General features: G+C 47.4%; 10 protein-coding genes. 5 read left to right on the top strand and 5 right to left on the bottom strand.

The annotated features are described in order from the left end of the window. Window positions 1-5 precede the first annotated feature (5 nt). Window positions 6-2618, bottom strand: coding sequence for a YfhO family protein (locus tag BUA34_RS02885; protein WP_072827633.1), 2613 nt, complete (start codon window positions 2616-2618; stop codon window positions 6-8). Between the two features lie 307 nt (window positions 2619-2925). Next, window positions 2926-3879, bottom strand: coding sequence for an ArsR/SmtB family transcription factor (locus tag BUA34_RS02880; protein WP_254794294.1), 954 nt, complete (start codon window positions 3877-3879; stop codon window positions 2926-2928). A gap of 71 nt (window positions 3880-3950) precedes the next feature. Here BUA34_RS02880 and BUA34_RS02875 point away from each other — a divergent pair, with 71 nt between their 5' ends. Then, the gene (locus BUA34_RS02875) at window positions 3951-4781 is read left to right on the top strand and encodes a phosphatase PAP2 family protein (protein ID WP_175545414.1); all 831 of its coding nucleotides are present in this window, start codon (window positions 3951-3953) and stop codon (window positions 4779-4781) included. Between the two features lie 86 nt (window positions 4782-4867). Next, window positions 4868-5878 (top strand): FISUMP domain-containing protein, encoded by a 1011-nt coding sequence (locus tag BUA34_RS02870; protein WP_072827255.1) that lies wholly within the window; start codon window positions 4868-4870, stop codon window positions 5876-5878. 23 nt (window positions 5879-5901) lie between these two features. On the opposite strand, the gene BUA34_RS02865 is transcribed toward BUA34_RS02870, so the two are convergent. Continuing rightward, window positions 5902-6144: a hypothetical protein gene (locus BUA34_RS02865; protein WP_072827254.1), complete on the bottom strand. Its 243-nt coding sequence runs from the start codon at window positions 6142-6144 to the stop codon at window positions 5902-5904. 153 nt (window positions 6145-6297) lie between these two features. Between BUA34_RS02865 and BUA34_RS02860 the strand changes: the two genes are divergently transcribed. After that, window positions 6298-7581, top strand: a complete 1284-nt coding sequence (locus BUA34_RS02860) for a tetratricopeptide repeat protein (RefSeq protein ID WP_254794293.1) — start codon at window positions 6298-6300, stop codon at window positions 7579-7581. A 155-nt stretch (window positions 7582-7736) separates the two neighbouring features. Here the strand turns inward: BUA34_RS02860 and BUA34_RS02855 are convergent, their stop codons facing one another. After that, on the bottom strand, window positions 7737-9269 hold the full coding sequence (locus BUA34_RS02855) for a xylulokinase (protein WP_072827252.1): 1533 nt from the start codon (window positions 9267-9269) through the stop codon (window positions 7737-7739). A gap of 134 nt (window positions 9270-9403) precedes the next feature. Then, window positions 9404-10606 carry a class I SAM-dependent rRNA methyltransferase gene (locus BUA34_RS02850; protein ID WP_072827251.1) on the bottom strand — a complete coding sequence of 401 codons (1203 nt, stop codon included), beginning with the start codon at window positions 10604-10606 and terminating at the stop codon, window positions 9404-9406. 156 nt (window positions 10607-10762) lie between these two features. Between BUA34_RS02850 and BUA34_RS02845 the strand changes: the two genes are divergently transcribed. Together BUA34_RS02845 and BUA34_RS02840 are read left to right on the top strand one after the other, a co-directional pair. Then, the gene (locus BUA34_RS02845; RefSeq protein ID WP_254794292.1) at window positions 10763-12307 is read left to right on the top strand and encodes a FecR domain-containing protein; all 1545 of its coding nucleotides are present in this window, start codon (window positions 10763-10765) and stop codon (window positions 12305-12307) included. Window positions 12308-12334: 27 nt separating this feature from the next. Continuing rightward, window positions 12335-12754 carry a VanZ family protein gene (locus tag BUA34_RS02840; RefSeq protein ID WP_072827249.1) on the top strand — a complete coding sequence of 140 codons (420 nt, stop codon included), beginning with the start codon at window positions 12335-12337 and terminating at the stop codon, window positions 12752-12754. Window positions 12755-12768 lie beyond the last annotated feature (14 nt).

Genomic DNA, 12768 nt, shown 5'->3' with positions numbered 1-12768 from the left:
TCAGATTACGATTTTGCTTGTGCTTTACGGTCCTTTACGACTACAAATGCGCCGAATGCGATAAGCAGTATGAGTGCAAATAAACTTACCTTGATGCAGGCATGGAACGGCTTACTGCGGTATTCCATGCGGACTTCAGATTTGCCTTTCGGAATTTCAACAGCGCGGAGTGTACCGAAAGCCTTGTAGACTTTGGCTTCCTTTCCATTGACTGTTGCATTCCAGTAGGGGTGGTAGTTTCCTGCGACAACCATAAAGCCTGCACGGTCGCTTTCGACTTGGAATACCTGCGTATCCATCTTGGGACTTGCAACGAGCTTTGCCTTGCCCTGAGCAACTCCGCCTTCACCCTTGTTTTGCGGTTCTTCGGAGAGAATGACTTTTTCGCGGTATTCAAATCCGTTCTTCAAAGCATCGATGGCTTTGGCATCTTCCATCGTGGCTGATTCGCCATAGATGTAGGCTTCGCCCATGGTGGTTGTAATCGGCATGTAGGTGGTGCCTCGCTGCGTGTCGAAGATAATCGCTCCGATGTTCATGAGGTCGAGGAACGGATGTTGTGCCGTTGGATCGCCTACATTAATCAAGTAGTTGGCGTTGCCCTGTCCGCCACGGAATTCACGGTAGGTCGAAAGTTCGTTGTCGTGGAATCCGTCCGCATTGCGCATGTGGTATTGCGGGAAAATGTTTGCACCGAGCGCCTTGTTGCGCGAAAGCGAAAGCACGCGTGGTGTGTTGAGGGAATCGGCTTTATAAGGAGCCTTGATGGCTGCTACGACGCCGTTTTTCGGTTGCAAGTATTCGTTTGCGGCAACGTTCTGGATAAATGCGCCGTTGATGGTCATGAGTTCGATGCCTGCAACGAGGGCGAGTATACCGACTTTCGCGGGAGTACTTCCTTTCCACTTGAACACGGCAATGCTTACTCCAATCACGACGAGAATCAAGATGAAACTCGGGATAATCTTGGAGGCTGTTGCGTTCATTACGATCTCGTTCAGCGGCTTGAAGTACGGGGCTGTAATCGGATCGTTCAAGAGCTTTTGACCGCTCATGAGGAACATGCCGATAATGGCAAACCCAATAACGACTGCGGCTTGAATGCCTCTCGAAGTTCCCGGGAGCTTCGCCTTGAATGCTTCCACAAAATTCTTGGCGTTGATGGCTTTACCCTGATCGTCGAGGCTCATCACGCCGAGGCATGCGGCTGCGTAGGCGAGACAAACGACAAAACCGAACGGGCTAATGAACGTGGTCCAGTTGAAACGAGCAATCACGACGAGCAAAAGTAAGACGACGAACATTGCGGTACCGTGCAAGAGTGCGCGGCGATTCTTGGCTGCATTTTCACCTTCGTCCGTAACTGCCTTAAGCACGGGGCCTGCCATCATCACGAGCAAGAGCGGGAGCCAGAAGAGTGCCATGCCCGGAGCGCGGAAGTTCTTGACGCCCGGCAAAATATTGTACCAGAGTTTGAAGAACGGAGAGTGATCGCCCATGCCATAGCTAAGAGCAACAACGGCGCCGAGTCCCCAAAAGCTAGCCCAGCGGCGCTTGCCGGGCAAGAACAGGCAGAGGAACCCGAGGAAGGTGAGGAGCGCTCCCGCATTGTTGTGGTCGAGCTTGAAGCTGTTGTGTCCCCAGTAGAACGGACTGCCCTGGCTACCGGCTTCTGCCATCTTGCGGTATTCGTTCATGGAAACGTTCACGAGCGAACTACCCTTCAGGTCGCCGCTCTTTTCGTCCTGTTCGTAAACGTCAACACCGATAAATCCCGGAATGAGCATTTGTGCCATTTCTTCCTGATGGAAAGACCAGCTTACGGCGTGACCATAGTTCGTATGTTCGCCTTCGCCGCGAACGGATTGCGTTGTCGTGTAAAGGTAAGGCGGAATAATCTGGAAGCAACTGATGGCAAGCCCGAATGCTAGTGCCGCTGCCGCAAGTCCAATGCGCTTACCGCGGGTGGCAAGTGTATTGCAATGGAAGGCTGCTTCGTAAAGCGTATAGAGTCCTGCACCCCACAAGAACAAGTAAGTGAGTTGTAGGTGGCTTCCGAGAATCATCCATACAATGCTCAGCGCAAAGACGATGAGGTAGGGAAGGCTTCCGTCACGGACAATCTTTCTAACAGCGAGGAGTGCCAACGGAGCGATGGCAAAAACCATCATCTTTCCGTCGTGGCCGCCGTAAATGTAAGTGAAATATTCTGGGGAAAAAGCGTAGAGGAATCCGAGAAGTGAACCCCACCATTTATTGCCGGTCAAGTTCCAGGCAAGGAGCATTGCGCTCATGAAGGCGACCCAGATGGTCAATATGAACTTGAAACCTACGGCGCGGGCAGGGTCCATCAGGAACTGCGTCCACACAAGCGGGTGGTAAGCGTCGGCAAACAAAGCATCCATCGTCGGGATGCCGCCCAAACGGCTGTCGTCCCATTCCGTGAGAATCACGTTGAAGGTGCGCAAAATGCGGCTGCCAATGCCGTTCAGCTGGTCGCTGTTGAGCATGAGTTGGCTGGAATCGAATGCGAAATTACGGAATACAATCAGCAAAATCGCGAAGAAAAGTGCGGACATTGCCACGAAAAATGCAGGCTTCTTATTGAGAATATTCATATAAGGAAATATAAAAATACCGCAGCGGTTGCCCACTACGGTCTGTTAAATTGTTTGCCTTTGAACGAAATTACCGTTCGAACGTGGCTCGTTATTCGAGTGTGTTTTCGTCGGTCTTAGCGGTCTTGACGAGGCTGTAGATGCCGAATGCCGAAATAATGCAAACAGCGATGAATACGGTGTACTTGATCAGTTTTCCCATAAGGTTTCTCCTTGGCTTTTTTTATAAAGATATTTGATTTTCCCGAAATGGTCAAGTGAATTTTTAGTTATTGGTCGTTAGTCATTGGTTCTTAGACTGAATGACCTACTCCTTAGTAATAATCATGCAAATCACGGGGAGCTTTTTATCGACTTCGTTTTCACTCGGGATGATTTCGCTTTCGATGACCTTGCAGTTGAGTTCTTTCACGAAAAATTCAAGCTGGCTGCGTTCAAATCCAAGCCAAATGTGGCCGTGCGTTGTGCGGAAAGATTCTTCCTTGTGCTGTGCGAGGTCCAAAAGTGCAAGTATTCCACCCGGTTTCAAAATGCGGGTGGCTTCCTTGAGGGCAAGTCTCGGATCTGTCGCGTGATGCAACACCTGGCTCATAAGAACTAGGTCTGCGTAATTGTCGGGGAGCCCCGTCTGTGTCATGTCGGCGACTTTCGGCGTTACGTTCTCGATGCCTTTCTGCTGCAGAACTTGCTGGAGCCCGCTGATGATTTTGGGGTCATAGTCGAGGGCCGTCACGTTCTTGCAACGGCTGGCTAACATAAGCGAAAGGTCTCCGCCTTCGCCGCATCCGATGTCGACCGCGTTTTCAAACGGCACCATGAGTTTGCTGAACAGACTGATTTGTGCCTTGAGGCTTCCGCCGGCTTGGTCGAGCTTGTGAATTTGTCCCTTGGTCTTGTCGGTTCGTTCTTCGAGCGCTTGTGCGGCGCGGCATTTCAAAATGTCTTTATCTTGAAGTTCGTCGTACGCTTCGCGGATAATCTGCAAAAGGCGACCGCTCATGTAGAGTTCTTCGCTCAGGCGGTAATAAGCCTTGATGCCATCGCGGCGGTCTTTCACGAGCCCGCATTGCGAGAGCCTTGCCAAGTGGCGGCTTGCGTTACTTTGGTGAATATCTAAAATATCCTTGATTTCGTTGACCGTAAATTCGGACTGGTCCAGCAAGAGCAAAATCTTGAGGCGCATTTCGTCGGAAATGGCTCCAAAAAGTTCCATGTTCGGGATGATTGGTTCTCGGTTCTGGTTAAAATTCGAATTTATCACTTTGTCCGCCAAATGCTTTTTTATGTTTGTCGTTGTGAATATAAATTTTTAGATGGACTTTGATGTTTAAAATGATGGTTAAATCCTTTTTTCGCGTGATTATTGCAGTGCTTTGCGCTAAAACGCTGACGTTTTCTGCAGTTTCGCAAGAAATTGTAAAACCAGAGCATCACTACGAAGTATCTGTGCGGCTCGATGTACCGCTTGTGCTTGGAATTACCTTGACTTCGGCGCTTGGCGTTTATCGTTATTATGGCATGGAACGTATTTCGTTAAACGATTTAAAACCGAAGTCGGAATTTTTGCCGTGGGATCGTCCGTTCGTGGGGCATTACAGCGACTGGGCGACTACCGTAAGCCATTATTCGGGTGTGCTTGCTGTTGCACCGCTTGCGCTGGCAGGTTATTCTTGGTACAAAGGTGATGCTGATGGTCATGATTTTGGCGCTTTTACGCTCATGTTTGTGGAAGCGTTTGCGTTACAGAATGCGATAAACCAGATTGTCCGTTCTTCGCAACTTTGGCCACGTCCTTACGTATATGCAAAGCGCGGGGAAGGCAGCAAAAAAGCGGAGTCTGCTCGCGGTGAAGCTTTTGGCTCGTTTTATTCGGGACACTCATCTGCAGCATTTACCGTTGCAATTTTTACAGGCGAGTGGTTCTCTGAAATTTACCCGAACTCCAAGTACAAAAGTCTCGTGTGGGCATCATCGTTGACGCTTGCTGGGGGTGTCGCTGCCTTGCGTGTTATGGCAGGCAAGCATTATCCTACAGATGTTGTAGTTGGAGCGCTTGTCGGGACTGGAGTGAGCTTGGGTGTGCTTAAATTGCATGAAATTTGTAAAAATAATATTTCATTCTGGGTGATTCCGGGCAATATTGGCGCTGTTTTTTATTTTTGACAATTTTTTATAGCATTTTTCTTGAAAATGCGTATATATATTGTGTAGGCTTACTCGGTAAGTCATTTTGTTAGATGAGGTTTTAGATGTTGGATGAGGTTAGGCGTGTCTTGTGCGCCGTTGCTTTTTTGACCGTGTCTGTGGTCACCCAAAATTACGCTACTGAATTTAAGGATTATAGGGATGGGCGCGTTTATCGTGCTATTCCATCTGGAAATTTAAACTGGTTCAAACAGAGCCTCAGGTATAACAAAACCTCGTTCTATACGGATGAAAACGGAATTCCGTTTTACCGCGATGACAGCTGGGTCGCCTCTTGCCCGGAAGGTACGCAGGTTCCCGATGAAATGGACTGGGATCAATTGATTGAAGATCAGTTTTCCGGTGACGACAAGTTGGAAAATATGAAAAACTTTGTCGGTCATTCTTCGCTCGGCTTTTACAAGTTCGAAATGGACGAAGTCGTGAATGTGAAAAAAGGTTTCGCGTATTTTGCAGTGCGCAATCAGGGCAATCGCGCAATTAGGCTAGAAACCAAGCGTGGTACGGCAAAAATTGTCGATCTTGAAAATTCCGATGCTGTGCAAGTGCGCTGCGTGTATCCTCGCGATTTCCTTTCGGAAATGGGAATATCTAAAAGGGATATGATTTTTACGGATAGACGAGACAATAAAAAATATGTGGTCGGTGTCCGTGGCGGAAAAATCTGGATGATGAAAAACCTTGCTTTTAGCGTAACTTCCGAAAAGCAATGCTATGTAGAAGATAAGTCTTTCTGTGAAAAGTTCGGGCGCTATTACACCTACGAAGATGCTCTCAAGGCTTGCCCTTCGGGCTGGCACTTGCCAGACGATGCGGAATGGCGTGACTTCCAGAAAGACCGCAAGACGCTGGACTGGGATAACTTAGGGCAGGGCGGTTGCCAGGACTGGGACAATTATTGCGATGGAATGAATTCCGGACATTATTGGTCTCGCACGTCCATACAAGAAAATACGGCCCGTTCATGGGAGTTCAACCGAGCTGACCACGATATTGATCGAACAGACGCAAGTGTTCATAAGGGACTATATGTCCGTTGCGTTGCTGATATTTAAAAATTAATTTGTTTTAAATATGGCTATAGTTCGTCGTCACTTTCGGACACGTCTTCGAAGTGACTTCCATATTCGTCAAAATTGATTTCTTCGGCGATATCATCGTTGTCGGAGTCGTTTTCAAGACCAAAACCGAGGCGTGCGCAAATGCGGTCAAGAAGGATGAGATCCACATCTTCGGTGTCGCCGCCTTCACGTTCATAAGCTTCGATGATAAGCTCTTGTTCGTCCGGTTTGTATTTGTCGACAACTTCAGTGATTTTCATTTTATTTTCTCCTTTGCGGATGGTTTTAGAGAAAAATATCCGCATTCTCTGCTTGTAATATCGCCTATATAAGTTACATTGTCAATGGGTTTTACTATTTTTTTTGCTATGAACAAGAAATTGTCTTTTATTGCACTTGCGTTTTTGTTGGGTATGTCTCAATCTTGGGCTGTTGACCCCCGTATAGAACAGGGCGCCCGTTTTGAGGCTAAGGGCCAGTACGATAAGGCTCTTGGCGAATATCGTGCCATGTTGGCTGAAAATAAGAAGAATACCGAAGCTTACATGGCTGCCGGCAAAGTCCGCATGAAGATGAAGGACTATAAGGGCGCTGTGGCTAATTTCCGCCTCGCTTATGGTTACGATCCGAGTTTGACAGAGGCTTATGAAGGTGCTGCCAAGGCTTACGAAGCTATGGGCCAGCAGGCAAAGGCCGATGCGGAACGCGCAAAGATGAAGGGTGGCAAGGCTGCTGCAAAGACCGAAACGGCAAAGGCTGAAACAAGTGCACCGAAGGCTGAAGTGGCTAAGGCTGAGCCCGCAAAGACTCAGGCTCCAGCAAAGGCAACCCAGCCTGCACAACAAGCTGCTCCTGCAAAGACGGAAACTCCGAAAGCTGCTCAACCTGCTCAAGTTGCCGCTACCGAAGACCCGTTTGAAAAAGGCAAGGCTTTGCTTGCCGAAGGCCGTTATGCGGAAGCCGCTCCACTTTGGAGAACTGTGCTTTCGAAGAAGCCTGGCGATGCCGGTGCATACTTCTATGCAGGCCTAACTCGTTATGAGATGGGAGAATACGACAAGGCCGAGTTCAACTTGAAGAAAGGTCTTTCGTACAAGGAACGTGGTAACGATGCTAATTACTATTTGGCAAAGATTAACCAGAAAAGCAAGCATCTCGATTTAGAAAAGAAGTATTTGTCTGCTTATTTGAAGAAAGCCGCTCCGGATGCAAAGTTCCGCAAGGCTGCCGAAGACCGCATGGCCGAAATCAATGCTGTTGCTAATGCCGCAGCCGAAGAAAAGGCCATGAAGGAAGCCGAGGCTAAGGCTCTGAAAGAAGCTAAAAAGACAGGGAACGACAAGGCGAGGTCCGTTGAAACAGCTGTGAGCTCGCAGAATAATGAAGTTGCTCCGACGGCGACGAACTCCATTGCCAATGCCAATGCGCTTTATGCGGATGGCTACAATGAAGCGGCTCTCCAAATGTATAAGGCCTTGCTCGAAAACGAAATCACTCCGGATGAACGTTATTTCGCAATGCTCCAAATGGGCAATATCTATCGCGAAATGCGCGACTTCCACAGCGCTGTAACGCGCTATCGTGATGTTGTTCGTGAATTCCCGGATTCCGACTGGGCAACTGAAGCTGAACGTGCTCTGGAAGATGCTGTATGGCTTGAAAAGCATGCAAGCGAACTTCCGCGTAACAAACGATAATTGGCCATTAGTCAATGGTCTTTAGTTATTAGTTACAACTGAAAGATTTCGTACAATGTTATGCCGGGCTCGTCCCGGCTTCATTGTTTTTAAGGTGTCATGCCCGCTCAGGTCCCTGAGCTTGTCGAAGGGCGGGCTTCTCTTTTTTTGAGGATTTATCCTTTCACAAGCTTTCGGTCGCTTTTGACTTTAGCAAGGAATTTCTTGTAGATTTTGTTGTAAATCTCGTGATTCTCGGGATTCGGTGTGTATGTGTTCGTAATCTCGATGTAGTTGTGAATGTCTTCGAATTTCATTTGCCCAAGGCCGATTGCGGCAACGGCTGCAGCGCCAAGTGCGCCCACGTACTGCGGATGCTTGACCGTTTCGATTGTATGGCCTGTAATGTCTGCAAGAATTTGGTTCATGATGTTGATTCTTGCAAGCCCGCCTGCAAAACGAATCGTGTCAGAAATCTTGCACTTCTTGGCTTGACATTCAAGAAGCCAGCGGAAGTGGAAACAAATTCCTTCAATTACGGCACGGAGCAAATCTCCACGGTTTGTTTCAAGATCAATGCCCGAAAGCGAACTGCGGATTTCTCCATCTTCGAATGGCGTTTTGCAACCGTTCATGAACGGAGTGAACAATAGTCCTCGTGCCCCAGGTTTTGCTTTTGTGACAAGTGAAGCACATTCTTCATAGCTGTATTCGGAATTGTCTAGTTTGCCGATTAATTCTCGTGCCCAAGCAAAGCACCTGCCTGCAGTTTCGAGTTCACCGTACAAATATTTTTGAGCGGGATTAGGACCTTTGACTGCAATCATCATGATGTCGGCAAACTGGATAATATGGTCGACCACGGTGCAGACTGAACCGGAGGTGCCGCAGTAAATACCGGTGAGGTTACTGTGGGTGTTTCCGCAGCCAATGGCGACCATGGCAACGTCTCCGCCACCAGCGATAACAGGCGTTCCCTTTTCCAAACCCATTTGTTCGGCAGCTTCTTCTGTAATCTGTCCGACGATGTCTGTGCTTTGCACGATTTCGGGCAAGTGATTTTCGTTGATTCCGTAAGCTTTGGCCATGGTGTGGCTCCACCCGGAATGCCCTTTGCGGCAATCATTGAGTGCTGCACAGAATGCGGAGTCTTCGGTGCGTACAAAACGGCCCGTGGTCTTGAACAAAAGATAATCGCCGACATCTAGGAACTTGTCTATTTTGGCGAAGTTTTCGGGCTCGTTGTTTTGCACCCACTTGTATTTCCAGATAGGGCTGTATGCTCCGACCGGAACCATGCTCGTGTGTCGCATGGCCTTGATGAGCTTCCAAATATTGAGCCCGTGGATCTTTAGGCCGTTGTTGAAATATTCTTTGAATTCTTGATCGGCGCGCCTATCAAGGAACGTCATGGGCGGGCGAACAGTATTTCCTTTTTCGTCTACTAGAACAGTTCCGTTCAATTGGGAACAAAAGCTGATGCCCTTGATTTGGTCGCTTGTAACACTGTAATTTTTGAGAAGTTCTTTTGTGCTGCGGCAGATGGAATCCCACCATTGCTCTGTGCTTTGCTCCACACCTTTGCCACCCAAGGTGGTTGTCGTATGGGTCGTCGTGACCGTTGCACCGACAAATTCAATTGTATTGTTGATTTTTGTAAGTGCTGCTTTTATAAAGGAATTGCCAATATCGTATGTTACTAGGTACATTTCTTGATCCTCTAAAAAGCAGTCTAACCTTACTTGGAAAACTATAAAAAAATACAGGCGTTGTCACTTGTATATAATCATTATGTAAGATTTTTGGATGTTCTAGTGGAACAGAACATCCCTTTTTGTGTTTTTTACACGACTTGAACGAGTAATCCCTTGAGATATTGACCTTCGGGGAAGGCTGTGTTCACGGGGTGGTCTGCGGGCTGCCCAAAGCGCTCGATAATTTGCACGCGGCGGTGAGCGTCGGCTGCAGCATCGGCGATAATCTTTTGGAACAGGTCCATTTCCATGAGGCCTGAACAGCTGAATGTTGCAAGCATACCTCCTTCGGCGAGGAGCTTTAACGCGAGCATGTTGATGTCTTTGTAGCCGCGGGCGCCTTTTTGCAAATTGTCCTTGCTTTCCACAAACTTTGGCGGATCGAGTACGATAAAGTCAAACGTTTCTGCCTTGTCGCGGCATTTGCGCAGGTACTGGAATACGTCGGCTTCGACATGTGTTGCGTGTGCCGTACTTAATTTGTTCCTCATGATGCCTTCCTTGGCGAGCTTGAGCGCGTCCTTGGAAACATCGACTTGATAAACTTTTTCGCACCCGCCACGAAGTGCGTAGAGACCGAAACCGCCAGTGTAGCAGAAGCAGTTGAGCACTTTTTTGCCGGCTGTGAGTTCTCCTACGCGGCGTCTTGCATCGCGCTGGTCGAGGTAATAACCCGTCTTGTGACCGTTCTTCACGTCGATAGGGAACAAAATGCCGTTTTCATTGATGATAACCGGTTCGTCGGGAACTTCGCCAAAGACCGTGCCCGTGCGTAACGGCAATCCTTCTTTTTTGCGGACTTCGGAATCGCAGCGTTCATAGATGCCGCGGCAGCCCGTCTTTTCGGCGAGCAGTTCGTAAATGATTTTGCGATTGACTTCGGCTCCTGCTGCGAGAATTTCGACAGAGTAAATGTCAGCATATTTGTCTATGATGCAACCAGGAATGCCGTCATTTTCAGCGTTTACGAGGCGGAAAGCGTTTTCCTTATCGGCAATGTCAAAACCGCGGCTCTTGCGGGCAGCGATAGCTCGGTCAAGGAGGTCGCTAAAGAATTCTCGATCGATTTTTGTATTCTTGCCTTCGTTCCCGAACGTCCAAAAACGTCCGCGGATCTGGGATTTGGGGGAGTATGCCGCGAGGCCTAGAAAATCACTGCGGTAGCTGTAAACTTCGACAACGTCACCAAGTTCAGGGTCCCCGACAACTTCGTCGATGGCGCCGCTAAAAATCCAGGGGTGGTAACGGAGGGCGGATTTATCACGCCCGGCTTTTAATGTAATCGCTTTCATGGGTAAAAATCTAGAAATTTTTGTTATATTTCTTTTAGTCCCGTGTTTTTCGAGTTTGTCAAAACATGTGATGGGGAACAATTTCTTGTTTTTTTTCTAGGGGGAAAAGTGATTTTAAATTTCATTTATGAAATTTTAATTACTAGATTGAAAAACATGGTAAGTTCGTTTCGAACCGATTTTTTGCAAGCGGGACTATTTGGTGTAGCCCTCGTTTTTGCGTTATCTCTGATTGCTTGCGATAAAGATGATCCTTCGAAAAAAAATGCAAATAAGGATTTGCCCCTAAAACATGAATTTAGTGCTGTAGTGCTTGATGTAACAGGTGATGCAAGGATAAAGGTTGATGGGGAAGCATCCAACTTGAGCTTGGGACAGAACATCTACGAAAAAACGCAACTGACGTCTGGAGTCGCTTCTTCAGTCGTGCTTTCGGTAGCCGATGGTTCGGCTTTAAAGATTGATGGAAAATCGGATGTCCAATTTGATGTTGCTATTGAGTCTTTGAAACGTTCTTTATCGGTTTCGCTCCTTCATGGTAGATTGCTGTTCGATGTACAAAAGCAAGCGGTCAAAGATGAGTTTGTTTTTCGGACTGAAAAGGTTTCGGCAATTGCTCGTGGTGCAGCTGGCTTTATTGAATATACCGACGGCCTGAATGTTTCCTCGCTCAAGGAAGGTTCCGTTGATGTTTCTGTGAATGGTGATTCTTTACAGCCTGTCAAGAACGGACAAACTATGATTTCCAATGTGAATGGTGTTAAAACTCTTTCGTTGGCTAGTTCGGGAACGCTCATTTTGGCGCGTGCTATAGATTCGATAGCGACTGAGGCCGCTTCAGAACTAGGAATTCGGGCTTCCAAATTGAATCTTGATAAACTGGAAACTTTGCTGCTTGCTTTTGATGAATCTTTTAACAAGAAGGCCGATAGTCTTATAAAGAAGACCCAGGTCGAATTTAAGCCGAAGGTCCTGAATGAATATATTGGAAAACCGAGTGTTACGCTAGAAGCTTTGTATGTGCCAGGAGGCTTGATCTCGGTGCAGGGACTTGTAGATACTATTTCTGAAAGTGGGCTGTACAAGCGGACTATTGAATGGGAAGACTCTACGGCTTTTGGTCCGAAACGTTTTATTGTAAATTGTGGCAATGGCGAGGTGGAATACATCTGCCATACGTGGAATATGAATTTTGTTTCGGCTAAAATGGCTGAGGTTTTGACGAAGGCCGATGAACGTAAGGCCAACGTTGTAAAGGATTCCGCTCAACAACCTAAAATTCTAAAGCCGACCATTGTTATAGAAGGCTCGGGACGTGAACGAATTCATGTGTTGCCCGAAGAGCGCGATATTCCGGCAACACTCCGTTTTAGCGTGGCTGGCTTGATGGGTGCTGATTTAAAACAAATTAAGAAGATTGTTGTCAAACGTAAAGGCGTTGTGATTAAAACGTTTAGCGGAGATGAACTGACGACAAATTCTTTTAAGTTGCCGCTTCGATTGAAACAGAATAGAGTTGCTCATATTGAAATCTCCGTGTATTTTGTGAATGGCAAGCGCATCAAAGTACGAAAAGTTTACGAAACGTATTGCTATTTTGAAAATTACGAAGGTGGCAAAAAGAGCAATCGAATCAACGATATGACGGCAGAAGAAGAGTACAAAAACGTGGTATCAAAGCACTTGCTCAAGGACGAATAGCTTTTTTAAAAAGCTAAATTTGCGTCCATGTTTGAATCGCTCTTTGACAAGTACCCGTTTTTCAGAAAAGTCCCAGCCATCCTCTGCATGGCGATAATCTTCAAAATTTCATCGATGACATCTTATGAACTCGAAGATTTCCCGCATGTGTGGGATAAACTGGCGCATACGTGCGAATATGCGACTTTGGCGGGTTGCTTTTGCATGTGGTGGGCACGTGGCCAGTGGTCTTTGAAACCGTGGCTCAAGGTGTTAATCGTGATGGCTATTGCGCTTGCTTACGGTTGCACGGACGAATATCACCAGAGTTTTGTGGAAGGGCGCGATTGCAGCGGTTATGATTTGATCGCCGATGCTCTCGGCGGCATGATTGGCGGCTCGGTGTACGTGTTGGTTGTGTGGATTCTCAATCGCTATGACCCGTTGCCGTCAACAGTGAATGAATAGCTGTCTTTGCTATG

This window comes from Fibrobacter sp. UWB12, from assembly GCF_900142485.1.
GTDB lineage: Bacteria > Fibrobacterota > Fibrobacteria > Fibrobacterales > Fibrobacteraceae > Fibrobacter.
Note: the sequence above shows the minus strand (reverse complement) of the source record. Positions and strands in the feature narration are given on the sequence as shown.